At 72.5% G+C, this 25,696-nt stretch carries 25 protein-coding genes and 1 pseudogene; 11 read left to right on the plus strand and 15 right to left on the minus strand.

Translation table 11 applies throughout. The features are described from left to right. Nucleotides 1–108 precede the first annotated feature (108 nt). Together JK359_RS03065 and JK359_RS03070 are read left to right on the plus strand one after the other, a co-directional pair. Nucleotides 109–276 carry a hypothetical protein gene (locus JK359_RS03065; protein WP_201831280.1) on the plus strand — a complete coding sequence of 56 codons (168 nt, stop codon included), beginning with the start codon at nucleotides 109–111 and terminating at the stop codon, nucleotides 274–276. Between the two features lie 176 nt (nucleotides 277–452). Further along, the gene (locus JK359_RS03070) at nucleotides 453–1,067 is read left to right on the plus strand and encodes a DedA family protein (RefSeq protein WP_201831282.1); all 615 of its coding nucleotides are present in this window, start codon (nucleotides 453–455) and stop codon (nucleotides 1,065–1,067) included. A gap of 155 nt (nucleotides 1,068–1,222) precedes the next feature. On the opposite strand, the gene JK359_RS03075 is transcribed toward JK359_RS03070, so the two are convergent. Then, nucleotides 1,223–1,867 (minus strand): HNH endonuclease family protein, encoded by a 645-nt coding sequence (locus JK359_RS03075; protein ID WP_201831284.1) that lies wholly within the window; start codon nucleotides 1,865–1,867, stop codon nucleotides 1,223–1,225. Nucleotides 1,868–2,251: 384 nt separating this feature from the next. On the opposite strand from JK359_RS03075, the gene JK359_RS03080 reads away from it, so the two are divergent. After that, nucleotides 2,252–2,833 (plus strand): TMEM165/GDT1 family protein, encoded by a 582-nt coding sequence (locus tag JK359_RS03080; RefSeq protein WP_201831286.1) that lies wholly within the window; start codon nucleotides 2,252–2,254, stop codon nucleotides 2,831–2,833. A gap of 196 nt (nucleotides 2,834–3,029) precedes the next feature. Then, on the plus strand, nucleotides 3,030–3,698 hold the full coding sequence (locus JK359_RS03085; RefSeq protein WP_201831288.1) for an HAD-IA family hydrolase: 669 nt from the start codon (nucleotides 3,030–3,032) through the stop codon (nucleotides 3,696–3,698). Nucleotides 3,699–3,957: 259 nt separating this feature from the next. On the opposite strand, the gene JK359_RS03090 is transcribed toward JK359_RS03085, so the two are convergent. Then, a complete protein-coding gene (locus JK359_RS03090) occupies nucleotides 3,958–4,986 on the minus strand; it encodes a peptidoglycan-binding domain-containing protein (RefSeq protein WP_201831290.1) in 1,029 nt (342 codons plus the stop codon). A 73-nt stretch (nucleotides 4,987–5,059) separates the two neighbouring features. On the opposite strand from JK359_RS03090, the gene JK359_RS03095 reads away from it, so the two are divergent. Next, nucleotides 5,060–7,162 carry a DHA2 family efflux MFS transporter permease subunit gene (locus JK359_RS03095; RefSeq protein WP_307787948.1) on the plus strand — a complete coding sequence of 701 codons (2,103 nt, stop codon included), beginning with the start codon at nucleotides 5,060–5,062 and terminating at the stop codon, nucleotides 7,160–7,162. Here JK359_RS03095 and JK359_RS03100 read toward each other — a convergent pair. Further along, nucleotides 7,155–7,694, minus strand: a complete 540-nt coding sequence (locus tag JK359_RS03100; RefSeq protein ID WP_372445338.1) for a GNAT family N-acetyltransferase — start codon at nucleotides 7,692–7,694, stop codon at nucleotides 7,155–7,157. The genes JK359_RS03095 and JK359_RS03100 overlap by 8 nt on opposite strands. A 166-nt stretch (nucleotides 7,695–7,860) precedes the next feature. On the opposite strand from JK359_RS03100, the gene JK359_RS03105 reads away from it, so the two are divergent. Beyond that, nucleotides 7,861–8,541 (plus strand): hypothetical protein, encoded by a 681-nt coding sequence (locus JK359_RS03105; RefSeq protein ID WP_201831296.1) that lies wholly within the window; start codon nucleotides 7,861–7,863, stop codon nucleotides 8,539–8,541. 5 nt (nucleotides 8,542–8,546) lie between these two features. Further along, on the plus strand, nucleotides 8,547–9,668 hold the full coding sequence (locus tag JK359_RS38745; RefSeq protein ID WP_236677134.1) for a hypothetical protein: 1,122 nt from the start codon (nucleotides 8,547–8,549) through the stop codon (nucleotides 9,666–9,668). Here the strand turns inward: JK359_RS38745 and JK359_RS03115 are convergent. Beyond that, on the minus strand, nucleotides 9,657–10,091 hold the full coding sequence (locus JK359_RS03115) for a DnaJ family domain-containing protein (protein ID WP_201831298.1): 435 nt from the start codon (nucleotides 10,089–10,091) through the stop codon (nucleotides 9,657–9,659). The genes JK359_RS38745 and JK359_RS03115 overlap by 12 nt on opposite strands. Before the next feature lie 99 nt (nucleotides 10,092–10,190). On the opposite strand from JK359_RS03115, the gene JK359_RS03120 reads away from it, so the two are divergent. Then, a complete protein-coding gene (locus JK359_RS03120; protein WP_201831300.1) occupies nucleotides 10,191–10,583 on the plus strand; it encodes an FHA domain-containing protein in 393 nt (130 codons plus the stop codon). A 16-nt stretch (nucleotides 10,584–10,599) separates the two neighbouring features. Here the strand turns inward: JK359_RS03120 and JK359_RS03125 are convergent, their stop codons facing one another. The 4 genes and pseudogenes from JK359_RS03125 to JK359_RS03140 form a co-directional block, all read right to left on the minus strand. Next, nucleotides 10,600–11,271: an O-methyltransferase gene (locus JK359_RS03125; RefSeq protein WP_201831684.1), complete on the minus strand. Its 672-nt coding sequence runs from the start codon at nucleotides 11,269–11,271 to the stop codon at nucleotides 10,600–10,602. Nucleotides 11,272–11,580: 309 nt separating this feature from the next. Continuing rightward, a pseudogene (locus JK359_RS40070) lies at nucleotides 11,581–12,426 on the minus strand (DUF2330 domain-containing protein); the annotation flags it as partial. Between the two features lie 151 nt (nucleotides 12,427–12,577). Beyond that, nucleotides 12,578–13,948 (minus strand): glycine betaine/L-proline transporter ProP, encoded by a 1,371-nt coding sequence (proP, locus tag JK359_RS03135; protein WP_201831301.1) that lies wholly within the window; start codon nucleotides 13,946–13,948, stop codon nucleotides 12,578–12,580. Between the two features lie 260 nt (nucleotides 13,949–14,208). Continuing rightward, a complete protein-coding gene (locus tag JK359_RS03140; RefSeq protein WP_201831685.1) occupies nucleotides 14,209–14,601 on the minus strand; it encodes an ATP-binding protein in 393 nt (130 codons plus the stop codon). A gap of 108 nt (nucleotides 14,602–14,709) precedes the next feature. Between JK359_RS03140 and JK359_RS03145 the strand changes: the two genes are divergently transcribed. Both JK359_RS03145 and JK359_RS03150 read left to right on the plus strand, forming a co-directional pair. Continuing rightward, a complete protein-coding gene (locus JK359_RS03145; RefSeq protein WP_201831302.1) occupies nucleotides 14,710–15,540 on the plus strand; it encodes a helix-turn-helix domain-containing protein in 831 nt (276 codons plus the stop codon). Beyond that, complete coding sequence (locus JK359_RS03150) at nucleotides 15,521–15,781, plus strand: DUF397 domain-containing protein (protein WP_201831303.1); 261 nt, start codon at nucleotides 15,521–15,523, stop codon at nucleotides 15,779–15,781. Before JK359_RS03145 ends, JK359_RS03150 begins: the two co-directional genes overlap by 20 nt. On the opposite strand, the gene JK359_RS03155 is transcribed toward JK359_RS03150, so the two are convergent. Beyond that, the gene (locus tag JK359_RS03155; protein WP_201831306.1) at nucleotides 15,765–16,934 is read right to left on the minus strand and encodes a steroid 3-ketoacyl-CoA thiolase; all 1,170 of its coding nucleotides are present in this window, start codon (nucleotides 16,932–16,934) and stop codon (nucleotides 15,765–15,767) included. The two genes, JK359_RS03150 and JK359_RS03155, sit on opposite strands and share 17 nt — an antisense overlap. Before the next feature lie 230 nt (nucleotides 16,935–17,164). Between JK359_RS03155 and JK359_RS03160 the strand changes: the two genes are divergently transcribed. Beyond that, entirely contained in the window at nucleotides 17,165–18,400 is a 1,236-nt protein-coding gene (locus JK359_RS03160) for a cytochrome P450 (protein ID WP_201831307.1), read from the plus strand. Nucleotides 18,401–18,414: 14 nt separating this feature from the next. Here JK359_RS03160 and JK359_RS03165 read toward each other — a convergent pair whose 3' ends face one another. From JK359_RS03165 to JK359_RS03190, 6 genes are all read right to left on the minus strand, one after another. Next, nucleotides 18,415–19,674 (minus strand): DMT family transporter, encoded by a 1,260-nt coding sequence (locus JK359_RS03165; RefSeq protein ID WP_201831308.1) that lies wholly within the window; start codon nucleotides 19,672–19,674, stop codon nucleotides 18,415–18,417. Between the two features lie 59 nt (nucleotides 19,675–19,733). After that, entirely contained in the window at nucleotides 19,734–20,420 is a 687-nt protein-coding gene (locus tag JK359_RS03170; RefSeq protein WP_201831309.1) for a YoaK family protein, read from the minus strand. Nucleotides 20,421–20,948: 528 nt separating this feature from the next. Then, the gene (locus JK359_RS03175) at nucleotides 20,949–21,362 is read right to left on the minus strand and encodes an aggregation-promoting factor C-terminal-like domain-containing protein (RefSeq protein WP_201831316.1); all 414 of its coding nucleotides are present in this window, start codon (nucleotides 21,360–21,362) and stop codon (nucleotides 20,949–20,951) included. Nucleotides 21,363–21,695: 333 nt separating this feature from the next. After that, entirely contained in the window at nucleotides 21,696–22,664 is a 969-nt protein-coding gene (locus tag JK359_RS03180; protein WP_236677135.1) for an ECF transporter S component, read from the minus strand. Then, nucleotides 22,661–24,526 carry an ABC transporter ATP-binding protein gene (locus JK359_RS03185; protein ID WP_201831318.1) on the minus strand — a complete coding sequence of 622 codons (1,866 nt, stop codon included), beginning with the start codon at nucleotides 24,524–24,526 and terminating at the stop codon, nucleotides 22,661–22,663. Before JK359_RS03185 ends, JK359_RS03180 begins: the two co-directional genes overlap by 4 nt. After that, nucleotides 24,523–25,608: an energy-coupling factor transporter transmembrane component T gene (locus JK359_RS03190; protein ID WP_236677264.1), complete on the minus strand. Its 1,086-nt coding sequence runs from the start codon at nucleotides 25,606–25,608 to the stop codon at nucleotides 24,523–24,525. Before JK359_RS03190 ends, JK359_RS03185 begins: the two co-directional genes overlap by 4 nt. Between the last annotated feature and the right edge of the window lie 88 nt (nucleotides 25,609–25,696).

Raw genomic sequence — 25,696 nt, forward strand, 5'->3', positions numbered from 1 at the left:
CGCCCGATCCCTGCCCGCGGCGACTCGGGACCGGCCCCTGGAGTTGGCATCCGGGGGGCGGCGGTACGACCCTCGGAACATGGACCTCGTCCGAGGGGCGTCCCGGAGGTGAGCCGGCTGGCGCTGCTCAACCCCGAGGTGATGCACGTGATCGCGGGCTTCGCGGGCATCGCGGTGGTCTGCGTGTACGCGCTGCTGGTGATGCTGGTCCGCAAGGTCCACGGCAGACCACCGAGCGGCCTGCCCCCGAGGGAACGGCCCCCGAGCGGCCGCTGAGCGCGGGAGGGGACCCGCTGACCGCCGCAGCGGGGCTGCCGTCCGGAGGGGGGAATGCCGCTGAGCCGGGTCGCCGCAGGGGCGGCCGGCCCGGGACGCGAGCCCCCGCGACTCGCCTGTCACACCCCCCGCGTACGCTGTATGGCTGTCATCGGGGGATCGACGGGGGAGCAGTCGTGTGGGAGAGTGTGGGGTCGCTGGCGGCCGGGCCATGGATCTATGCCGTGGTGGCCCTGTCCGTGCTGCTCGACGTGTTCCTGCCGGTGCTGCCGAGCGGCGTCCTGGTCATCACGGCCGCCACGGCGGCGGCGGCCGGTTCGGGCGCGGCGGCCGGCCGGGTCCCGCATGACGTGCCGGACATCCTGGCCCTGATCCTCTCCGCGGCGACCGCGTCGGTCCTCGGTGACCTGGTCGCCTACCGGCTGGCCTGGCGCGGCGGCGAGCGGCTGGACCGTGCGATAGCCCGCTCGCGACGCCTCACCACCGCGCAGGAACGTCTCGGCGAGGCTCTCGCCCGGGGCGGCGGCGCACTGGTCGTCCTCGCCCGCTTCGCCCCGGCGGGCCGCTCGATCGTCTCCTTCTGCGCCGGTGCCGCGCACCGGCGCCCCCGTGACTTCGTCCCCTGGTCCGCCCTGGCCGGCCTCTCCTGGGCCGCCTACAGCGTCGCCCTCGGCTACTACGGAGCCCAGTGGCTGGGCGCGACCTGGCTCTCGACGGCCGTCTCGGTGGCCGCCCTCTTCGCGGCGGGCGCGGCGGCGGGCTTCCTGGTCCGCCGCCGCCCGGCATCCTGACGAGCAGCAGCGCAGGATCCTCACCGGCGGGGGCGCGCGCGTGGGCGCCGGCCGGTGCAGTTCCCCAGGGACGCGGGGAACTGCGCGGCCGGCCGTGACGGGCCCGCGGCCGGGATCCGGCCGCACGCCCTGCCGCCCTGGTCCGGGCCGGAGGCTCAGCAGCCGGCCAGGTAGTTCGTCAGCGCGCTCTTCTCGGCGGAGTCCACCGAGAGGTTGTAGTAGTACTTCACCTGCACCCACGCCCGTACGTACGTGCAGAGGTACGAGGACCGGGACGGCACCCACGTGGCCGGGTCCTGGTCGCCCTTGGCCTGGTTGACGTTGTCGGTCACCGCGATCAGCTGCGGCCGGGTGAGGTCGTTGGCGAAGGCCTGCCGCTGGGCGGTCGTCCACTTGCCCGCCCCGGAGTCCCAGGCCTCGGCCAGCGGCACGAGGTGGTCGATGTCGAGGTCGGACGCGGCGGTCCAGGTGGCACCGTCGTACGGCGAGTACCAGCTGCCGCTGGTCGCGGCGCAGGAGGAATCGGTGACGACGTTCGAGCCGTCCCGCTTCAGGACCGTCTCGCGGGTGTTGCAGGAGCCGCTGACGGTGATCCAGTGCGGGAACAGGTCGCGGCTGTATCCGGTGCGGTTCTCGGTGGCCACGGTCAGCTGCGAGAGGTAGCTGCGGGCGGTGGCGCCGCTGACCGGCGTCGGGAGGGCCGCGGAGGCGCTGGGGGAGTTGAAGAGGGCGGCGGAGGCTATGAGTCCGGTGAGGGCGGCGAGTATGCTCACCCGTCGACGCGCGTAGAACTTCGGCATGGAGGAACTCCCTTGTGGGGTGGGGGTGTTGGAGCCCGGGCGAGGGAATGCTCGCGGGCCTGTGTTGCCGGAGGGTGAGCGCTCGGTGAGAATGTAGTGACGCGTCCATGTCATGCCAAGGTTGACCGCGGAACCTTCACATCCCGTACGATGGGCGGCGCAGAAGGGGAGTAGCTCTTCGCCGGACCGTCGACATACTGCTCAGCGAGCCTGAGCCGGCGCCCGGAGGCGGACCCTCGATCCCGTCGAGGCCGCCAGCGAGACCTTCGGCAAGCAGTGCACGCCCGTGCCCCCGGCACGGGCGCCGAGTGCGCTGCCGTGCCGAGGTGTCATCGCGTGACGTACCGCACTCTCGGTGGGGCAGCCCCGACCGATTGAGGAACCTTGATCAGCATCACCGTGACGGCGCTCGTCTTCGGCGTCATCTTCCTCGCCGAACTGCCGGACAAGACCGCGCTCGCCGGCCTCGTCCTCGGCACCCGCTACCGCGCCTCGTACGTCTTCGCGGGCGTCGCCGCCGCCTTCCTGCTGCACGTCGTGCTCGCCGTCGCCGCCGGCAGCGTGCTGACCCTGCTGCCGCAGCAGATCGTGCACGCCCTCACCGGCGTCCTCTTCCTCGGCGGTGCCGCGATGCTGCTGCTGAAGAAGGACGAGGACGAGGAAGAGGTCAAGAAGCCCGCCGACCAGTCCTTCTGGAAGGTCGCGGGGACCGGCTTCATGCTGATCCTGGTCGCCGAGTTCGGCGACCTCACCCAGATCATGACCGCCAACCTCGCCGCCCGCTACGACGACCCGCTCTCCGTCGGCCTCGGTGCGGTGCTCGGTCTGTGGGCCGTCGCCGGGCTCGGCATCGTGGGCGGGAAGGCCCTGATGAAGCGGGTGCCGCTGCGGCTGATCACGCAGATCGCGGCGCTGCTGATGCTGGCGCTCGGTGTGTGGAGCCTGTGGGAAGCCGTGAGCGGCTGAGCTGAACTGCGGGTGAACGCTCGACGGGGGTGGTGGCGGGACCCGGCGCTATTTTGTACCGTGGAGAAACAAAGTGGCTCCCGTCCGTTTTCCCTGACCGGCGGACGGGGCCGCCTTGTCTCTCCGGGACACCCCCGGGGGGCCTCAAGGGGGACCTCATCCGTACGTTCCCCCGCACCGTGTCCTGGAGCTGCCGATGCCGGCCACCGCCACGCCCGCCGTTCTCACCGCCCGCGCCCTCCTGCTCGACATGGACGGCACCCTCGTCAACTCGGACGCCGTGGTCGAGCGCATCTGGCGGCGCTGGGCCGAGCGGCACGGGCTCGACGGCGACGAGGTGATGAAGGTCGTGCACGGCCGACAGGGCCACGCGTCCATGGCCGTACTCCTGCCCGGCCGGCCGGTCGAGCAGAACCTCGCCGACAACGCCCGCATGCTCGCCGAGGAGACCGCCGACACCGAGGGCGTGGTCGAGGTTCCCGGTGCGAGCGTCTTCCTCGCCGCGCTGTCCGGGCTGCCGCACGCGCTGGTGACCTCGGCGGACGTCGCCCTGTCCACGGCCCGCATGAACGCCGCCGGGCTGCCGCTGCCCGACGTCCGTGTCACCGCGGAGTCGGTGGGGGCGAGCAAGCCCGACCCTGAGGGTTTCCTCAAGGGCGCCGCGGAACTGGGTGTCGATCCGGCCGACTGCATCGTCTTCGAGGACTCCGGTGCGGGGATCGCTGCGGGGCGTGCCGCGGGGATGCGGGTCGTGGGGGTCGGGCCGCGTGCGGGCGCCCACCGGCCGGACGTGCTCGTGTCCGACCTCACGCAGGTGAGCGTCGAGGGGCCGGCCGACGGCACGATACGTCTGCGGGTCGGCTGAGCGGCGGGCGCTGGGCGCCGGTGCGGTGGCGGGGGCGGGTCTTCGGGTGCGGGCCGGTTGTGGCTGGTCGCGCCGTTCCCCGCGCCCCTCGGGGGTTGGGGTGGGCGTGTTTTGAGGGGCGCGGTGGGGGCGTTTTGCCGTGAGCCGTCGGTCGGTTGTGCGGGTGCGGGCCGGTTGTGGCTGGTCGCGCCGTTCCCCGCGCCCCTCGGGGGTTGGGGTGGGCGTGTTTTGAGGGGGCCCGCGCCCAGCTGGTGGTGTCTCAGGGCGTTTGGGGGGTTGTCGTCTCGGTTTCCAGGGATTTGCGGGTTGCCGGGCCGTACTCGCCGAGGGTGTCGCCCAGGATGCCCCGGGCCAGTTGGTAGGTGCGTACGGCATCTTCCACACGCGCGGTGAAGACGCCGTCGATCCGGTCGCCGTAGAGATTCAGCTGCCGCAGTCGCTGCTGCAGCTCGGTGACCTCCGGGCCGGTGTCGCCACGGCGCAGCACCGGCGCGGCGGCGGGTGTCTGGAGCGGGGTGCCGGACGCCGTAGCGGACGGGGTGGGAGAGGCGGAGCCGGACGCGCTGCCGGATGCCGTCGGGGTCGGAGTCGGCGACGGTGAGGCGGAGACCCGGGACGGGCTCGGGTCGGCCGGCGTCGAGGGGGAGGCGGCCGATGAGCGCGGCGCGACCGGAGGTGCGGAAGCCGTCGCCGACGCGGGTGCCAGGGTGGCCGTGTCCGGGATGCGCTCCCTGACCTCCTGGGCCGCCCGGTCGTGGGTCGGCGTGTGATAGGAGACCAGCGCGAAACCGGCCGCCGCGACGACCGCCGCCGCAGCGCCTCCCGCGACCAGCAACGCGGTGCGCCGGGAACGCCGGGAACGCCTGGGCCGCCGCTCGTCCGCATCGGGCGTGAGGAGGGGCGCGTCCCAGGCCGCATCCCCCTCCTCTGTGCCCGCTCCCGCGGGACCGGACGCACCCCGGCCCCCTGTGCCTGCGCCCGCCGAGCTGGACGTGTCTCGGAGCCCTGTGCTCGTGCCCGTCGAGTCGGACGGTGTCGGTGTCTTGCTGCCCGAGGGTGGTGTGTCGGTGGGGTCAGGGGTTTCGGGGCTTCGTGTCTCCGGTTCGGGCGGTGTGCCGACGTACGGTCGGATGCGCAGCGGATCGAAGTCCTCCGCCGCCGCTGCCTCGGCCGTCCGCGTTTCGCGCAGCGCCTCGGCCGCCCGCTCGGTGCAGTCGCACGACGGACTGTGGTCCGTGCCCCTCGGCGCCCCGCACTCCGGGCAGGTGCGGCCCTCGGAATCACTCACGTGTTCGCCCTCCCCTCGCGAACTTCAGAGACTATGCGCACACCTCCTCCACATCCGAAGGACTCGACAGGCCATAAGTGGTGACTCCGATCACGATGGAAGGGGTGCACCCGAGCCCCGGGAGGTCTCCATGGCCCTGGACACGCACGGCACGGCGGAGGAACTGAGCGGCGGCGAGAACGTTCCGGGAAGTGTGCTGGTGCCGATCGGCGCGCTGCTGCTGGGGCTGCTGCTCGCCGCGCTCGACCAGACCATCGTCTCGACCGCGCTGCCGACGATCGTGAGCGATCTCGGCGGTCTCGAGCACCTCTCCTGGGTCGTCACCGCCTACCTGCTGGCGTCGACCGCCGCGACCCCGCTGTGGGGCAAGCTCGGCGACCAGTACGGGCGCAAGCGGCTCTTCCAGACGGCCATCGTGATCTTCCTGATCGGATCGGCGCTGTGCGGCATGGCGCAGGACATGCCCCAGCTGATCGCCTACCGGGCGCTGCAGGGTCTGGGCGGCGGCGGGCTGATGGTGCTGTCCATGGCGATCGTCGGCGACCTCGTGCCACCACGCGACCGCGGGCGCTACCAAGGACTGTTCGGTGCCGTGTTCGGTGCGACCAGCGTGCTCGGGCCGCTGCTCGGCGGGGTGCTCACCGAGCAGCTGAGCTGGCGCTGGGTCTTCTACGTCAATCTGCCCGTCGGCGTGGTCGCGCTGGCCGTGATCGCCGTCGCGCTGAACATCCCGCGCCGCACCGCCCGGCACGTCATCGACTACCTGGGGACGTTCCTGATCGCCGCCGTCGCCACCTGTCTGGTGCTGGTCGCCTCGCTCGGCGGCACCACCTGGGCCTGGGGCTCGGCGCAGGTCGTCGGGCTCGCCGTGCTCGGTGCCGTACTCGCCGTCGCCTTCGTCGCCGTCGAGCGGCGGGCCGCCGAACCCGTGCTGCCGCTCAAGCTGTTCCGCATCCGCACCTTCACCCTGGCCGCCGTCATCAGCTTCATCGTCGGCTTCGCGATGTTCGGCGCGATGACCTACCTGCCGACCTTCCTCCAGGTCGTGCAGGGCATCTCGCCGACGCTCTCCGGGGTGCACATGCTGCCGATGGTCGCCGGCCTGCTGCTGTCGTCCACGGTGTCCGGGCAGATCGTCAGCCGCACCGGCCGCTGGAAGGTGTTCCCGGTCACCGGCACCGCGGTCACCACCCTCGGACTGCTGCTCCTGCACCGGCTCGACGAGCACAGCCCGACCGCCGAGATGAGCGCCTGCTTCTTCGTCTTCGGCCTCGGACTCGGCCTGGTCATGCAGGTCCTGGTGCTCATCGTGCAGAACTCCGTCTCGTACGAGGACCTGGGCGTCGCCACCTCCGGCGCGACCTTCTTCCGCTCCATCGGCGCCTCCTTCGGCGTGGCCGTCTTCGGCACGGTCTTCGCGAGCCGCCTCGGTGGCGAACTCGCCGACGCCTTCCGGGGCGTACGGCTGCCGCCGGGCGCCACCGCCGACGCGCTGGAGGCCGACCCGCGGGGCATCGCCACGCTGCCGCCCGCGCTGCGCCCGGCGGCCCTGCACGCGTACGCGTCCGCCATCACCGACGTCTTCCTGTACGCCGCACCGGTCGCCCTGCTCGGCTTCGTGCTGGCCTGGTTCCTCAAGGAGGACCGGCTGCGCGGCTCGGTCACCGCGCCGGACGCCTCCGAGACCATCCCGCCCAACCCGGTCGAACGCTCCTCCTACGACGAGGTGTGCCGTGCCCTTTCCCTCCTCGGCACGCGTGAGGGCCGCCGCGAGGTCTACCGGCGGATCACCGAACGGGCCGGGTACGACCTGTTGCCCGCCGCCAGCTGGATGCTGCTGCGCATCCGCAGGTACGGCTCCGTCGAACCCGGGGTGCTCGCCGAACGCAGCCCGGTGCCGCTCCAGGCGGTCATGGCCGCCGCCCGCCAGGTGGAGGAGCGGCGGCTCGCCGAACGCCAAGGCCTGGACCTGGTGCTGACCGACAGCGGCCGTGCGGTCGCCGAGCGGCTCGCCGAGGCACGCGAGGAGTCGCTGGCCGAACTCCTCGGCGACTGGTGGCGGCCCGGCTGCTCGAGCGACCTCACCCGGCTGGTCCGCGAACTCACCGGCGAACTGTGCGGAGCGGAGCGCGAGCGGCCGCACGACGCCGCCGGTACGGCCGCCAAGCTCAGCTGACGGATCCGGCTGGATCAGAGGTCGCGTCCGGGGCCGGGGCGGGTGGCAGCTCCTTGCGGAACCAGTGTTCGGCGTAGGGGTCGGTGTTGTGCGGGCCGGTCTCGGTGTAGCCGAGGCGTGCGTACAGGGCGCGGGCCTCGACCAGGTCGCCGCGGGTGTCGAGGACGATACGCCGGGCACCGAGGGCGCGGGCCGCCTCCTCGGCGGCGGCCACGAGGAGCGCGGCCCCGCCCCGGCCCCGCATCCCCTCGGCCACGAACACCCGGGTCAGCTCGGCGGTGTCCGGGTCCAGCAGCCGCACACCCGCCGACCCGGCCGGCGTCCCGTCGTACCGCCCGACGAGCAACTGCCCGTGCGGCGGGGCGAGTTCCGCGCCGGTGTCGGCCGCGATCTGCCGTTCCAGCTCGTCCGGACCGGTGCGGTGCCCCTGGTGCAGCAGGTACCAGCGGTCACTCACCTCCGTGTAGTACGCCCGCCACAGCGCGGCGGCGGCCGGTGAGTCGTACGGCTCCGGGGTGATCGTCCACGTCATGCCGGTCATTGTCGGCAGGCGTCCCGCAGCTTCCGCAACCCGATATCCGGGGGCGGCGGCGCCGGTGGTGCCGGGCGCGGGCGGGTGCGCGAGCCGTTTGTGGGACGGGTTCCGGGTCACCCGAAGGAAGAGCCGGCCAGCGGGGCCGGCCCGACCGGAGGGCAGCATGTCCACAGGCCTGATCATTCTGCTTATCGTGATCGCGGCGGTCGTGGTCGCCGGGGCGGCCACCTTGATCCTGCGCAGCCGAGCCGGGCACGGCGGGTCCGCCCTGAAGCGGCGCTTCGGACCCGAGTACGAGCGGGCCGTCGCCCTGCACGACGGGGACACCAAGGCCGCCGAACGGGAACTGTCCGAGCGCGTGGAACGCCACGGCGACCTGCGGGAACGCCCGCTCGACGCAGCTCAGCGCGAGCAGTACGCGGACCGCTGGACGGCCGTGCAGGAACACTTCGTCGACTCGCCGCGGCAGGCGGTGGCCGAGGCCGACCGGCTCCTCGGGGAGCTGGCGGCGCTGCGCGGATACCCCGACGGCGGGCGCTACGAGGAGCAGCTCGCCGCGCTGTCCGTGCACCACGCCGAGCACGTCGAGGGCTACCGCCAGGTGCACCGGGTGGCCCGTGCGGGCGCCGGCAGCGGGATGAGCGAGGACGGCCCGGGGACCGAGGAGATGCGGTCGGCGCTGCTCGGGGCCCGCGCCCTCTTCGACGACCTGACCAGCGCGGAGTCCGGCCGTCACCGTGCTGCCCACGGCACCGGCCGGCCCGAGACGCCCGCCGGCAGCCGGTCCCACGCGCGCTCCCACGCGCCGTGGGCCCTGCACCGGAGCCGACCGAAGGAGAGCTGAGCACCATGCCGGACAGGACGAGCGGCGCCGGCGGCGACCGGCGGCCCACGGAACGCTACTCCCGCATGCCGGGAGAGGAGTGGGTGCCGGAGCAGGAGTCGGCGCAGACGGACGAGTGGGCGCCGGGCGATGCGACGCCGGGGCGGCGGGCGCGGAGGGAGCCCAGGGCGGAGGAACGGCTGCCGGGCGAGCCGGCCCCGCCCGGCAGGGCGAGCCCCGGCGCGACCGGCACGGAAACGACGGGCCGCGCCCCCAGCCCCGGCACGACGGGCACGACCGGCACGGGTACGACGGGCCGCGCCCCCGGCCCCGGCACGACGGGCACGACCGGCACGGGTACGACGGGCCGTGCCGCCGGTTCCGGCACCACCGGCACCACCGGCACCACCGGCACCACCGGCACCACCGGTACCGGCCGCGAGGGGCTGACCGGCGATGACCGCACCCCGGAGGACGCCCCGCACCAGCAGCCCGGCCACGCGGCCACGGACGCCGGGGCGCGGCACGGCGCCGAAGGGCTGCGGCCCGGTACGGAGCAGCTGGGGGCCGGGGTGGACGATGGGTTCACGGCCAGCCACCGGTCGGCGACGGCCGCACGCGCCGGAGCGGACCCGGGGACCGGGGCGCCCGGCTGGGAGCCGGGGCCGGGTCCGGACGAGAGCCGGATGCCCGACAACGGGCTCGGCGCGCCGGCCGTCGGCGAGGCCACCGAACGAGAGGCCCGCACCACGGACTCTCCGGCACCGGACGCCTGGCCGGCCGCCGCCGGCAGCCCCTCCGCACCCGGCGCGTCCACGGCGCCCGTCCAGCAGCCCGCACCCTCCGGCACCGGTGCGCCGCTGCTGGCCCGGGAGGAGACCGAGCGGTGGGAGCAGCGGATGCGCGAGGTGGCCGTCGGCTTCGTGGACGAGCCACGCACGGCCGTGGAACAGGCCGACCGCACGCTGGAGGAGATCGCCGCGCGGTTCACCGAGGCCGTCACCCGGCGCCGCCGCACCCTGCGCACGTCCTGGGAGGGCGCGGAGGACACGCGGGGCCGCGGACCCGGTTCCGAGTCCGACACCGAACAGCTGCGCCTCGCCCTGCGCGACTACCGGGACCTGGCCGGACGCCTGCTACACGGCTGACCCCGGCACCTCCCGACCGGCGGCAGCCCTGCGCTGCCGCCACTCGCGCACGACCTCCTCGACGTCGTACGGCTTCTTGCCCAGCGGGGGGCCGGGCGGAGGCTTGAACATCATGTCGCGGATGAGGACGTTCACGTCCTCGATGATCTTCCGGGCCATCCGTTCCGAGGGCGCCGCGTAGGCCGCCTCCAGGGCGTCCTCGGCCTGCTTGCGCAGCGCGAGCGCGGGCGGCAGCACGGCCAGCCCCTCACGCACCAACTTCCTCTTGACCCACCACAGTTCGTCGTACGTGGAGTCGACGTCGGCGGGCAGCGGCTCGCCCCGGCCCGGCAGCCGGTCGAATTCCCCGCGCCCCTGCGCGTCGCGGATCTGCTTGTCCACCCAGGACTCGAACGCAACCCCTGGTGGCTTTCGCTCGGTCATGGCCCCATTGTGCCGGACGCGATCCCGCCGGGCGTTTTATCATGCGGCGGCGGTACGGCAATCCGCCCACCGCACCAGAACGTTTCAGGGGGAGCGCTCGTGCTCGAACTCACCATGGCCGCCGTCTCCGGGGCGGACACGGGTGCCACGGCCGGCATGACGATGGCCGAGGCGCCCAGCGAGCCCGGCGCCGTGCTGCGGGTCGGCCGCGACGCGGCCGTGTGCCGGCTGGTCACCCCCGAGGACTGGCTGTTCGTCTCCCGGGTCCACCTGGAGTTCCTGTGCGGCCCCGACGGCACCTGGCAGCTGACCTGGCTGCGCGGCTCGCAGCCCGATCCGGCGTCCGAGGTGCGGCTCGGCGTCGGCGAGTACGCCCAGCCCCTCGGCTACGGCGCGACCGTGCCGCTGCCGCACGGCGGATCCGGCGAGATCGTCATCCAGGACCGCACCGAGCCGCGCAGCGTGAACGTGGGCTTCTACCACGAGCTGTGAGGGCCGCCCCGGGCGGTCAGGCCAGCACGCGGGCCAGCGCGAAGCCGTCGTGGCCCTTGCTGCCCACCGTCTGGATCGCGGTGCCGCTCAGCCTCGGGTGGGTGGCGATCAGTTCGATCGCCGCCCGGGTGCCGAGCACGTCCGGCTCGCTGCTGCCGGCGTCGGCCACCCGGCCGCCGCGCACCACGTTGTCCACGATGATCAGGCTGCCCGCCCGGGTGAGCCGCAGTGCCCACTCCACGTAGTGCGCGTTGTTGGCCTTGTCCGCGTCGATGAAGACCAGGTCGAAGGGGGCCGGGTTCTCGTCGGCGAGCTGGGGCAGCGACTCCAGGGCCGGCCCGATCCGCACCTCCGCGACCTTGTCCAGGCCCGCGCGGGCGAGGTTGCGGGTGGCGACGTCGGCGTGCTTGGCGTTGTGCTCCAGTGAGATGAGCCTGCCGTCCTCGGGCAGGGCACGGCCCAGCCAGATCGTGCTGTACCCGCCGAGGGTGCCGATCTCGAGGATGTGCCGGGCGCCCTGCACCTGGGCGAGCAGCTGCAGGAACTTGCCCTGCGCGGCCGTCACCGCGATGCCCGGCAGCCCGGCGGCCTCGCTCTCCCGCAGGGCCGCCTCCAGCGCCTCGTCGTCCGGTGAGAGGTTGCTGATGAAGTAGTCGTCGACATCGTCCCAGAGCTGCGACCCGCTCATAGCGCCTGCTGCCTTTCCCGAGTGTCTACCGGTGCCCGCTTCGATGATCTCAGCCGAGCGGCGCCGGAGGGAGACCGGAGGCGGCGGAATCACCGGCCGGCGGGAACGTCGTACGACGAACACGGCCGCGACCGCGACCGCCGCGGCCAGGGCACCGCCGACGGTCAGCGCCCAGGCCGGGATCCCGGCGACCCGGCGCAGCTCGTCCTCGTAGATCACCTGCTGGACGGGCGTGTCCGAGGCCGCCCGGCGCAGCTCGTGGTCACCGGAGATGCGGCTGGGGTCGGGGAAGCTCTGGGTGAGGGCCGTCAGGTACGGGGTGCCGTCCGCCAGTTTCCCGAGGGCGCCCTGACGGGTGCCGAGCCGGCCGGCGAACAGCACGTCGGGCCGCATGCCGCCGATTGTGCCGCCGGTCTCCATCCGGTGCGCGGCGAGCACGTAGAGGCCCAGCGACTGCGGGGTGGTGGCCAGCCGGGACAGGCGCATCGGGTAGACGGGGCGGTCGGCGGCGAAGGTGAGGTGGAGCGGGTCGAGGGCGCCGTTCAGCGGGATGCCGTGCGCGTCCGGGGCGAGCCGGACGGCGACGTACTCCCAGCGGTGGTCCACGTAGGGCCGCAGGGCGGTCTTCAGGCGGGCCGGCAGGGAGAAGCCGTGGTCGTGCAGCCAGTCCTGCAGTGCGGCCGGGTCGGTGGCGGTCAGCCGGGCCACGTCGAACGGGCCGAGCCGCTGGCGGCCGACCACGCCGACGCCGGCGCCGGGGGCCGTGCCGTCCACCGGGGCGTCGGCGGCGATGTCGTGGTCGTCGAAGGGCCAGTCGCCGTTGTGCGGCCAGAAGTGGTAGCGCGGACGGTGGACCGGGGCGACGGCCTCGGCGAGCTGGTCGAACAGGGCGGGGTCGCCGAGGCGGACGGTCGCCCGGTGCGGGACCGGCATGATCCAGGCGGCGTGCTCGGCACTGCCGGTCACGGTCAGCCGCATCACGATCTGCTCCTGCCGGCCGTCCCAGCGGACGACCGACTGCTCGTGGGAGACGGCGATGCGGCGGGCCGGGTCGGGGACCATGGCGCCGCAGCCGCAGGCGAAGGCCGGGGCCATCAGCCAGCTGAGCTGTACGCCGAGCAGGGCGAGTACGACCGTGAGTATCCGAGCACGCATCACGCGCCTACAGACGGCCCCCGCCGAAGAACGGTTCCGCCGGGACCGGCCGGGTGCCTCGACCGCCCCGCGCCCCGTCAGGGGCGCGGGGAACGGCGCGAACAGCCACGACGCACCCGCGCCCGGAACACGGCCCCCGCCCCCGCGGCGCCTACCGGCCCTCGACCGCCCGCGCGGACCCCGGCAGCGGCCGCCCCGCACACTCCGACATCCTCCACACCGCGACACCGCCCACCACAGCCGCGGCCATCATGTAATACGCAGGCATCATCATGTTCCCCGTCGCCCCGATCAGCGCCGTCACGACCAGCGGCGTCGTCCCGCCGAACAGGGACACCGACACGTTGAAGCCGATGGACAGGGAGCCATAACGCACCCGGGTCGGGAACAGCGCCGGGAGCGCGGCCGGCATCGCCGCCGTGAAGCAGACCAGGAGCAGCCCCAGCGCGGCCATGCCCAGCCCCACCGCCACCAGGCTGCCCTGCCGGATCAGCAGCAGCGCGGGGATGGAGAGCAGCAGGAAACCGGCGCAGCCCGCCGCGATCACCGGGCGCCGGCCGACACGGTCGGTCAGCGCGCCCGCGAACGGCTGGACGATCATCATCAGGACCATCACACCGAGCACGACCAGCAGACCGTGCGTCTCGTCGTACTTCAGCTCACTCGTGAGGTAGCTCGGCATGTACGACAGCAGCATGTAGTCGGTGACGTTGAAGACCAGCACCAGGCCCATGCACAGCAGCAGCGACTTCCACTGCCCCACGACCACCTCGCGCAGCGGCACCTTCGGCCGGGCCGCCTCCGCCTTCTCGACCTCCGCCGCGAACGCCGGGGTCTCCTCCAGCCGCATCCGCAGGTACAGGCCGATGATGCCCATCGGACCCGCGATCAGGAACGGGATGCGCCAGCCCCAGGAGGTGAGGTCGTCCGAGGAGAGGAGGGCCGTCATCACGGTGACGAGGCCCGCCCCGCCGATGTAGCCGGCGAGCGTGCCGAACTCCAGCCAGCTGCCGAGGAAGCCGCGCTTCTTGTCCGGCGCGTACTCGGCGATGAACGTGGTCGCGCCCGCGTACTCACCGCCGGTGGAGAAGCCCTGCACCAGGCGGGCGGCCAGCAGCAGGATCGGCGCACCGACCCCGATCGTGGCGTACGACGGGATCAGGCCGATCGCGAACGTGCCCGCCGCCATCATGATCATCGTGAGGGCGAGCACCTTCTGCCGGCCCACGCGGTCGCCGAGCGGGCCGAAGAGCATGCCGCCGAGCGGACGGACCAGGAAGGCCGCGGCGAAGGCGCCGAACGTGGAGAGCAGCTGTGCGGTCGGGTTGCCGGACGGGAAGAAGACCTTGCCCAGGGTGACCGCGATGTAGCTGTAGACACCGAAGTCGAACCATTCCATCGCGTTGCCGAGCGCGGCCGCCTTCACGGCGCGCTTGACGAGCGCGGGGTCGGTGACGGTGACGTCGGCCTTGCTGGCCCGGCGGGTCTTCTGAAGCGGGGTGACGGCTGTGGCGGTCGCCAAAACGGGGCTCGCCTACCTTTCGACGGGGACAGGGACGGACCCGGACGGCGACGGTGACGTGCGACGGGCCGAAAAGCGACCATAGGGGGACTTCTGCCCCCTACGTCCTGTATGCAGTTAGATGCAGAGTGCAGCTAAAGGCTGGATATGCAGGTACGTCTGCCCGCTCCGTCGGCGTCATGCGGCCTGCCCGGTGTGATCCTTCTCGCGCCCCGGCCGCGCAACCGGCGGAGCGGATCACCCCGCCGCGCCGCTCCCGGTCACGTGCCGCCGAGCGCCGGGAAGCCGTCCTGGCCCCGGACCTCGAACCAGACCGTCTTGCCGGCCCCGGCCCACGGGGTCACGCCCCACTTGCCGACCACCGCGTCCAGCAGCGCCAGCCCGCGCCCGCCCTCCGACTCCGGGTCCGCCTCCCGCGGCACCAAGGGCAGCCGGCGGGACGAGTCGCTCACCTCGACCCGCACCCCTACGGCCTGCCGGGCCACCAGGACGGTGCAGCGGCGGTCGGGGACATGCCGTACGACATTGGTGACCAGCTCGCTCACGCCCAGCTCCACGGCGAAGGCCAGTTCCGGCACCTCCCACTCGAGCAGCAGCGAGCGGACGATGCGGCGGATGTGGCGTACCGAGTGCTCGCCGACGGTGAGTTGCATGCGGTACTGGGGCGTGTGGGGAAAGTTGAGGTTCACAGGACGAGGCTGACCTGGCGTCACTACGCTGGGCTACAGGTTGAACACAACAGGTCCGGGAGGGGACTTGTCATGGTGAACATCAACAGCCTCGACCCCGGCGCCTCACCGCTCGACTACTACGGCTTCGAACTGCGCCGGTACCGGGAGGCCGCGGGCCTGACCCAGCGGCAACTGGGGGAGATCGTCAACTACACGGGGTCGCTCGTCGGTCAGGTGGAGACCGCGCGAAAGCTGCCGACACCGGAGTTCAGCGAGCGTGTGGACGCGGCGCTGGGGACGGGCGGGTTACTGTCACGGCTCGTCCCGTTGGTGATGCGAAGCCAACTTCCGGCCTGGTTTCAGCAGGTGGCTGAGCTGGAGGCAAGGGCTACTCAGATCAACACCTTCCACACGCACCTGTTTCACGGCCTGTTGCAGACACCGGCATATGCACGTGCTGTGCTCGGCGTGCTCGACCAGGCCAGGCTCGACGACCGCACTGCCGCGCGTATGGCTCGCCAGCTCATCTTCGAGAAGCAGGAGCCCCCGTCTTTCTGGGCAATCATCAGCGAGGGTGCGTTGCTTCAGGAGATCGGTGACAAGGACGTCATGCGTGAGCAGCTCGCACACCTGCTGGGGTTCGATGACAACCCCCTGATCAACATCCAGATCCTGCCGTTCAAGGCCGGCGCGCACGCGGGGCTGCAAGGCTCGTTCGACCTCTACCACTTCGAGCACGACCCGGCCATCGTGTACACGGAGGGGTATGGCGGCAGCGGGCATCCAACCGCCGACCGAGGCACCGTTAAGAAGTGCTCACTCCGTTACGATCATCTCCAGGCTGCCGCACTGTCCCTCCGGGACTCGGTGAAGCTGATTCGGCGAGTGATGGAGGACCGCTATGGAAACCAACTGGCGTAAGTCCAGCTACAGCGGCGACGAGGGCGGCTCGTGCGTCGAGTGCGCGCCGTTGGCCGGCCTCACCTGGCGCAAGTCCTCGTACAGCGGGGACCAGGGCGGCAATTGCATAGAGGTCGCCGACACCCCCTGCGCCACCCTCGCCATCCGCGACAGCAAGAACCCGGCGGGCCCGATCCTCACCGTCGGACCCGCCACGTTCACCACCTTCGTCTCCTGGGCGTCGGCTACAGCCGCTGAATGATCGTCCCGGTCGCCAGCCCGCCGCCCGCGCACATGGTGATCAGCGCGAACTCCTTGTCGGCGCGCTCCAGTTCGTGCAGGGCGGTGGTGATCAGGCGTGCGCCCGTCGCGCCCACCGGGTGCCCCAGGGCAATCGCACCGCCGTTGACGTTGACCTTCTCCAGGTCCTGCTCGAAGACCTGAGCCCAGCTCAGCACCACGGAGGCGAAGGCCTCGTTGATCTCGACCAGGTCGATGTCCTTCAGGGACATGCCCGCCTTGCCCAGCACCGCGCGGGTCGCGTCGATCGGGCCGTCGAGGTGGAAGTGCGGGTCCGCGCCGACCAGGGCCTGGGCCACGATCCGGGCCCTCGGCTTCAGCTTCAGGGCGCGAGCCATCCGCTTGGACGCCCACATGATCGCCGCCGCGCCGTCCGAGATCTGGGAGGAGTTCCCGGCCGTGTGGACGGCCGTCGGCATCACCGGCTTCAGTGCGGCCAGCGCGTCCATGGACGTGTCCCGCAGCCCCTCGTCCTTGTCGACCAGCCGCCACATGCCCTGCCCGGCGTGCTGCTCCTCCTCGGTCGTGGGCACCTGAACGGCGAAGGTCTCCCGCTTGAAACGTTCCTCCGCCCAGGCGCCCGCCGCCCGCTCCTGCGAGGCCAGGCCCAGCGCGTCGACGTTCTCGCGGGTCAGGCCCCGGTGCCGGGCGATGCGCTCGGCCGCCTCGAACTGGTTGGGGAGGTCGACGTTCCACTCGTCGGGGAAGGGCTTGCCGGGGCCGTGCTTGGAGCCGGAGCCGAGCGGGACCCGGGACATCGCCTCGACGCCGCAGCTGATGCCCACGTCGATCACGCCCGCCGCGACCATGTTGGCGACCATGTGGGACGCCTGCTGCGAGGACCCGCACTGGCAGTCGACCGTCGTGGCCGCAGTCTCGTACGGCAGTCCCATGGTCAGCCAGGCCGTGCGCGCGGGGTTCATGGACTGCTCGCCGGCGTGGGTCACCGTGCCGCCGACGATCTGCTCGACGGCGTCGGCGGGGATGCCGGTGCGGCCGAGGAGTTCACGATAGGTCTCGCCCAGGAGGTAGGCGGGGTGCAGATTGGCTAGCGCGCCGCCGCGCTTGCCGATGGGGGTGCGTACGGCTTCGACGATCACGGGTTCGGCGGCCATGGGTGCGGGTCCTCTCCGAGAGGGCTCTCCTCCAGAACTAGTACGCGTTCTAGTTCTGTTGAGCAGTCTGCTGGCGTGACGTCCATCACTGCAAGGGTCTTGCAGGTACCGGCGGCGCGATCCGCGCGACTTCCGCACGGATTGGGGGCGTCGTACCCCTTGCCACTTGTAGAACCCGTTACTACCTTCACGGCACCCGCTGATGGACCGTCAGATGGCTGGAGCCGCCGATGCCCTGTCCAGCGCTGCCCGACGGGTTCGACCTCACCGACCCCGACCTGCTGCACCACCGCGTGCCCCTGCCGGAGTTCGCCGAACTGCGCCGTACCGAGCCGGTCCGCTGGATCCCGCAGCCGCACGGCGTCGCGGGCTTCGCCGACACCGGCTACTGGGCGGTGACCCGGCACGCGGACGTCAAGTACGTCTCCACGCACCCGGAACTCTTCTCCTCCTCGCTCAACACCGCGATCATCCGCTTCAACGAGCACATCGAACGCGACGCGATCGACGCGCAACGGCTGATCCTGCTCAACATGGATCCACCGGAACATACGCGCGTGCGGCAGATAGTGCAGCGCGGGTTCACGCCACGCTCCATCCGCGCCCTGGAGGACCGGCTGCGCGCCCGCGCCGAGGCCATCGTCGCCGCCGCCCGGGCCCGGTCCGGACCCTTCGACTTCGTCACCGAGGTCGCCTGCGAACTGCCCCTCCAGGCCATCGCCGAGCTGATCGGCGTCCCGCAGGAGGACCGGTCCAAGATCTTCGACTGGTCCAACAAGATGATCGCCTACGACGACCCCGAGTACGCGATCACCGAGGAGGTCGGCGCCCAGTCGGCCGCCGAGATCATCGCCTACGCCATGAACATGGCCGCCGAGCGCAAACAGTGCCCGGCCGGGGACATCGTGACGACGCTGGTGGCCGCGGAGGACGAGGGCAACCTGAACTCCGACGAGTTCGGATTCTTCGTGCTGATGCTGGCGGTGGCCGGCAACGAGACCACTCGCAACGCCATCACGCACGGCATGCACGCCTTCCTCACCCACCCCGGCCAGTGGGACCTCTTCCGCCGTGAGCGCCCCGCCACCACGGCCGAGGAGATCGTCCGCTGGGCGACGCCGGTGAACGCCTTCCAGCGCACGGCGACCCGGGACACCGAACTGGGCGGCGCGCGGATCAGGAAGGGCGACCGGGTCGGTCTCTTCTACGCCTCGGCCAACCACGACCCGGAGGTCTTCGCCGACCCCGACACCTTCGACATCACCCGCGATCCCAACCCCCACCTGGGCTTCGGCGGAGGCGGTCCCCACTACTGCCTCGGCAAGTCCCTGGCGGTCCTGGAGATCGACCTCATCTTCAACGCCCTGGCCGACGCGATGCCCGGCCTCCGCCTGACCGATCCCCCACGCCGCCTGCGCTCCGCGTGGATCAACGGAGTGAAGGAGCTGCGGGTGAGGGTCGGCTGAGTCCGGGGAGGGTGTTACAGGACCGCCTCCGTGGCTCCGCTGGCCAAGTAAGTGAACCCATACCTTTCCAGTACCTGCCCCCATTCGGAGTACGACGGCTCCGCCCGCTCTTCGCCCACAGGCTCCAGAGAAGCGACCAGTGGTGCGAGAGAGCTGGTGTTCTCGGTCCCCAGCATCCACCACAGGGTGACATTCCTGCGTTTCCTTGTGAGGTTTAGGATCTCATTGCTGTAGGTGACCGGTACGGTGTACCTGATGTAAGCAGAGTCCGAGGGAAGATGTGCATAGTTCGCTACCCACTCAGGAGCCTTCTCTCCCTTGCCCATCCGTGAATGATAGATCGCCGGGGGATTGGATTGAAGCATCCTGTCTTTCCGTAGCAGATAAGCTTCGCCTTGCACCCAGATCGCCCTATAAGCATTGGTCGGCAATTCGATGATCTTCTCCTGGGTGTACTTCTGTCCCGGCCCCAGGTCGCTATCGAAAGGTGCCGAAAGCAAACCCAGGCTGACTGTGTAGGGTTCCGGCTTGTCGGCGTAGGTGTGCAGATCGGTCAATCCGTCGGTATCGACTTCCTCGTCCCACTGCTTCACGTTTCTGGGAGTCTGGTAAGTGGAATTCCAGTTGACCCCGCTGACCGCGTAGCTCGCCCCCACGATGTTCGCGGCCACCTTTCCGGTGTTCTCCAACCGGAACGTCACCCCGACGTACGTGGTGTTCTTTTCCTTGCGGATATGCCCGATCTCTGTCGAAAGGGTAACCGTCAGGGGCGAGGCGTAGGGCGTGTAGATCTGCGTGTAAACGAAGTTCGCCACGGTGATCAGCGCGGTGACGGACGCGATCGCCGCGAAGTTGCGGCGGAAGGTGATATCCCGCCACGCCCGGCGTCGGTGGAGCAGCTCCCACAGTGCCCAGCCCGACCACACGATGAGACCCAGCCAGCCCCAGAGCCAGCGGGTGTACTCCTCCAGTTGAATCGCCAGCAGCATCAGACCGGCGCCCAGCACGGCCAGCACACCGAACAGGATTATCGCGGTCGTGTATTTCGTGCCGTGCCCCAGGAATCTGTCGACGACGACGCAGACCGCCGCGGTGAAGGCCACCAGTCCCGCGAGGACGAGGAATCCGCCGAGGAGGCGACCGGCATACGACAGCGCATGAATGGTGTCCGCACGCCCCAGATAGACGAGTAGACCCGCGGCCGCGATCAGTCCGGCAACCATGAACGCGCCGGATATCCTCCCGCGGCCCACGCCACGAGGTGTCTGTTCCATGCCGTCATGCTCATGTGCCGCACTGCAGCACGCCGCCCCCGCTGCTCCGATCGGCCGAGTCACTCCCGCCCCGAGGCCAGGACCGCCAGCACGCCGGAGGCCAGGGCCGCGATCAGCAGGGGGATGCCCAGGCCGTGGTGGAGGACCAGCCATGCGCCCAGGCAGGCGCCGCCGGCCATCGCGAGCACCGAGGCCGTGCGGCGCGGGGGGCGGTGGCCCGTGCCATCGCCGAGGCGGGACTCGGAGGCCAGGCCGGCCAGTGTCATCGTCAGGACGGTGGTGGTCAGATCGGGCACGCCCAGTTTGCGGACCGTCGCATTGCGCAGGCCCATCGCGAAGGCCGTGAGGGCGATCAGGGCGTACAGGGTGCCCTCGGTGTACGGCCGGACGAAGGCCACCGCCGCCGACAGGGCGACCAGCACCGCCTCCGCCGCCAGGGTCAGCCGGACCCACCGGCGCCGGGAGCCCGTGCGGTGGCGGGCCGCCACCCGGCCGCCCGCCACCGCACCGAGCAGGAAGCAGGCCAATGACGTGCCCGTGTGGGGCACGGAGAAGCCCGGGGCGCCGGCGGCGGCGAAGCCGAGGACGACCACGTTGCCGGTCATGTTGGCGGTGAAGACCCGGCCCAGGCCCAGATAACTGACGGCGTCGATCAGCCCGCTCACCACGGTCAGCGTCAGCAGCACGACCACCAGCCGCACCCCGCGCGACTCCGGGTCCCGCACCGGTGGCGTCGGCGTCGTCATCGTTCCTCCGCGGGGACGGGCAGCGGCGCGGGCACGGCCCGGCACGTGCGGGTGGCGGGGCGTGCGGGTGTCCCGGCGCAGCCTGCGTCGGAGGCCGCCGGGACGTGACACCTGACACGCGCGGAACGGTGGAAAGCAGCCCGGTCGGCCCATCCGCACCGCCCGGGGGTCACCTGCCGGCCGTCCGCGTGGGCCTGGCGGTCGCTTGCCGGCCATGCGCGCGGGCCGGCGGTCACCGGCCGGTGGGCAGTGCCCGGACATGCGCGCGCACCCTCGCCCGGCGGGGGCGAGGGTGCGGATGCATGGGGTGGGCCCGGCGGCCACTGCCGGCCCAGCCGGGCCGGGTCGGCCGGGTTCGCGGGCCGGTTCAGCGGTGGGCGCGGGCCGGTTCACGGCGGATGCGCGCCGGTTCAGCGGTGGGCGCGGGCCGGTTCAGCGGTGGTTGCGCGCCGGTTCAGCGGTGGGCGCGGGCCGGTTCAGCGGTGGGCGCGGGCCGGTTCAGCGGGGGAGCGGTGGACTGGAGTCGGCTCAGTACCAGCCGTTGGCCTGCCAGAAGCTCCAGGCCTGGACCGGGCTGCCGTAGCGGGAGTTCATGTAGTCCAGACCCCACTTGATCTGGGTGGCCGGGTTGGTCTTCCAGTCGGTACCGGCCGAGGCCATCTTCGAACCCGGCAGGGCCTGGACCAGGCCGTAGGCGCCGGACGAGCTGTTGGTCGCGGCGGGGTTCCAGCCGCTCTCGTGCTCCACGATCTTGCTGAACGCGTTGAACTGCGCGGCGTCCGGGATCATCTTGTGCGCGATCGCCTGGGCGGAGGAGGCCTGGTCGGTGGCGGCCTGGGCGGGCGCCGCGGTCAGCGCCATGCCTGCGGTGGCGGCGGCCAGGGCGGCGGCGGTGAGGGCCTTCTTCGGGGAAGCGATGCGGCGGATGAAGGAGACGGACACGGAGAACCTCTTGCGTCGGGGACAGGGGATCGCCCGCATGGGACGGACCACGTGCTGTGGCCGCATGCGTCGGCGCCTCGGCCCTGAGGGGCTTGCGGCGCCTGGCGACGTCGTCCAGACAAGCAGCCCGAGAACCCGTCCGCAATGACCCCTTTTACTAGTTGTGGCCGGATCGACGGCAAAAGTCGGCGCTGTGGCGTGGGTCTCAATCCGCAGGTCAGAAGGGGTGCACGGGTGGGCGTATCGGGCAAATGCGACTACGGCCCTCCGTCGTAGGTGACGTGGGTCATGTGGGGTGCTTCACCGGCTTGCTCACCGGCCGGAGGCGAGCCCTCACCCAGGGGGACCGTCGAATGTGACCGCGGTCTCGAAAGCGGCCCGCCGCGTGGCCCGGCGCAGGGCACGCAGCACCGCCGGACCGAGGACGAGGGTCAGTACGACGGTGCAGACCGCCCGGCCCAGGTCCCAGCCGAGCGAGGTGGCCAGGCAGTACGCGACGAAGTGGGCCAGGTTGGTGGCGAGGGGGGCACCGGCGCTGAAGGAGATGTTCGAGGCCGCGGCGCCCAGGAAGGGCCAGCCGGCCAGGTTCATGACGGTGCCGTAGGCGAAGGCGGCGAGGAAGCCGTAGACGGCGAGCATCACCAGCTCGGCGCGACCGCGCAGCCGCACCGGGCCGGGGAGCAGCCCGGCGCCCGCCGTGAACCAGCCCATCGCCAGCATCTGGAACGGCAGCCACGGCCCGACACCGCCGGTGAGCAGCGCCGACGCGAACATCGTCACCGATCCCAGCGCGAACCCGAAGCCCGGCCCGAGCACCCGCCCGCTCAACACCATCAGGAAGAACATCGGTTCGATCCCGGCCGTACCGGCGCCGATGGGCCGCAGGGCCGCGCCGGTGGCGGCCAGCACGCCCAGCATCGCCACGGCCTTGGGCCCGAGGTCCGACTCGGAGATCGTCGCGGCCACCACCGCCACCAGCAGTACCAGCAGCCCCGCGAAGAGCCACGGCGCGTCCTGGGCGTGGGCGCTCAGCTGGGAGCTGGGCGGAGCGAGGAAGGGCCAGCAGAAGCCGATCACCCCGACGGCACTGGCCAGCGCCAGCGCGGCGAGGGAGCGGGGTCCGAGGCGGACGGCGCGGATGCGGGCGGAACCGCCGGGTCCGGCGGGTCCGGTGGAAGGGGCGGGTCCGGCGGAAGGGGCGGGACGGGCGGAAGCGTCGGAACCGCCGGGTCCGGTGGAAGGGGCGGGGCGGGACGGGGGTGTGGCCCCGGCGCGGTGCGGGGAGCGGCCGGGGAGGCTCATCCGAGCGCCTCCCGGATCTCGGACACCGTCAGCCACTGCTGCGGGGCCAGGACCTTCGTCACCTGGGGCGCGAAGGAAGGAGAGGACACCACGATCTCGGCGGTCGGGCCGTCCGCGATCACCTCGCCCTCCGCGAGCAGCACCACCCGGTGGGCCAGCTCGGCCGCCAGTTCCACGTCGTGCGTGGCCAGCACGATCGCGTGCCCCTTCGCCGCCAGTCCGCGCAGCACGGCGACCAGACGGGCCTTCGCCGCGTAGTCCAGGCCGCGCGTCGGCTCGTCCAGCAGGATCAGCGGGGGGCGGGCGGTCAGGACGACGGCCAGTGCCAGCGCCAGGCACTGGCCCTCCGACAGGTCACGCGGATGCGTGGCGTCCGCCACGTCCGGCAGCAGCTCGGACACCAGGGCCCGGCAGGTGCCGGGTGTGGCGCCGGCGTCGTGGTCGGCCGCCGTGCACTCGGCGGCGACCGTGTCCGCGTAGAGGAGGTCGCGGGGGTCCTGAGGGACCAGGCCGACGTGACGGACGAGGTCACGGGGCGGGGTGCGGTGGGGCACGACCCCCCGGACGCTGACGGTTCCGGCGCTGGGCGCCACCACCCCGGCCAGCGAGTTCAGCAGGGTCGACTTGCCGGCGCCGTTGCGGCCCATGAGGGCGACGGTCTCACCCGGGGGGACGGTGAGGTGCACCTGGCGGAGGGCGTCCCCGTGCTCCCGGCGGACGGAGAGGGAGCGGACCTCGGCGAGGTCGGAGGAGGAGGCCGGGGGAGGGACCGGGCCCGCGGAAGGGGTGCGGCGCCGGAAGAGCGAGCGGCGCGGCGGGTTGCCGCCCGCCGAGACCGGCGACGCCTGCCGGCGCCGGCCGGCTGCCACCCCCCGGCCCTCGGCCCCGCTCGAGCGCGGGTCACCCCCGTCGCCCACCCGTACCGCCCCGCCGGCACGGCTGTCCGCGGCCGTGAGGGGGGACGGCTGCCGAGTGGGAGCGGCCTCGGCGGCAGCGCGGTCCGCGCCCCCGGCAGCGCGGCCGGACGTGGCCGTGAGGGTCGGCGTGGCTCGGAGGCGGGCCCGGAGTTCCGGGGCGTGGCGGCGGGCGTCCCGTACGGTCAGCGGGAGGGGGGACCAGCCGGCCAGGCGGCCCAGGGCCACCACCGGGGGGTGCACCGGGGACACGGCCATCACCTCGGGCGGGGTGCCCGTGACGGGAGCGGCCCCGGGGGCGGGGAGCAGGACGATGCGGTCGGCGTAGTGGATCACGCGTTCCAGGCGGTGCTCGGCCAGCAGGATCGTCGTGCCGAGGTCGTGGACCAGCCGCTGCAGGACGGCCAGCACCTCCTCCGCGGCGGCCGGGTCGAGGGCCGAGGTCGGCTCGTCGAGGACCAGGACCCGGGGGTGTGGGGTCAGAACGGAGCCGATCGCGACCCGCTGCCGCTGCCCGCCGGACAGCGTGGCGATCGGCCGGTTCCGCAGCCCGGCCAGGCCCAGCAGGTCCAGCGTCTCCTCCACCCGGCGCCGCATCACCTCCGGGGCGAGCCCCAGCGACTCCATGCCGTAGGCGAGTTCGTCCTCGACGGTGTCCGTCACGAAGTGCGCGAGCGGGTCCTGGCCGACGGTGCCGACGACGTCGGCGAGTTCCCGCGGCTGGTGGGTACGGGTGTCCCGGCCGGCCACCGTCACGCGTCCGCGCAGGGTGCCGCCGGTGAAGTGCGGGACCAGTCCGCTCACCGCGCCCAGCACCGTGGACTTGCCGACCCCGGACGGGCCGGCGAGCAGCACCAGTTCGCCCTCGGGGACCTCGAAGTCGACGCCGGCGACGGTGGGCCGGTCCGCGCCGTCGTACGTCACGCTGACATCCTCGAAGCGGATCACCACGGCTCCTTGGGGACGACGAAGGCGGGCAGCAGGGCGAGCAGGACGGCCGCGGCGGGCCAGAGCGGGAGCGTGGGGGCGACGAGGGGGACGACCCCGGGGTTCAGCGCCTGCGGATCACGGACGGAGGCGAGCGTGAGCAGGGCGGCCACGGCCACGCCCGAGCCCGTGACCAGCCACGCCCGCAGGCCCCAGGGGTCCGGACGGTACCGGGTGCGCAGGGAGCGGCGGCCACCGAGCCGCAGGCCGGCGAGCGCGGCGGCGACGCCGGCGAGCAGGACCGGGATGCCGTACGTACCTCCCTCCGCGGTCAGCAGCCCGTACGTACCGGCGCAGACACCGAGGAGACCGCCGAGGGTGAGGGCGGCTGTGGTGCGGCGGACGGGGGCGGGGACCTCGGCGGTACGGCCGTAACCGCGGGACTCCATCGCGGCGGCGAGTGCGACCGAGCGCTGCAACGCGCCCTCCAGGACGGGCAGTCCGACCTGGAGCAGGCCGCGCAGGCCGCGGTCGGGGCGGCCGCGCAGGCGGCGGGCGGCGCGCAGGCGCTGGACGTCGGCGATCAGGTGGGGGGCGAAGGTGAGGGCGACGACGACGGCCACGCCGGCCTCGTACAGCGCGCCGGGCAGGGACTTGAGCAGCCGGGTGGGGCTGGCCAGGGCGTTCGCCGCGCCGACACAGATGAGGAGGGTGGCGATCTTCAGGCCGTCGTAGGCGGCGAAGACCACGGCCTCGGCGGTGACCCGGCCGCCCAGGCGGATGCCCTGCGCCCAGTGGGGGAGGGGGACTTCGGGGAGGGTGACGAGGGTGTGCGTGCCGGGGATGGGGGAGCCGAGCGCCACCGCGAACACGACGCGGACGAGGAGGACGGCGAGGGCGAGCTTGGCGAAGGCGGTGTAGGAGCGGGACCAGGGGGCGGGGGTGCGGTGCGCCGCCACGACGTAGGCGGAGGCCGATATGAGGAGGGTGAGGAGGAGGGGGTTGGTGGTGCGGGTGGCAGCGGTACCGAGCGAAAGCGCCCAGAGCCACCAGGCGCCGGGATGCAACACCGCCCGCCGCCGGGCCGCACCGCTCACCGGCAGGTCCGGAGCCACGGCCGCCCGGGGCCCGGCTGCACTGCCCCGCGCCCGCAAGGTGCCGCTGCGCCCACCCGTGCCGCCCCAGCGGCAC

This window comes from Streptomyces actinomycinicus (assembly GCF_016741775.1).
Classification (GTDB): Bacteria; Actinomycetota; Actinomycetes; order Streptomycetales; family Streptomycetaceae; genus Streptomyces; species Streptomyces actinomycinicus.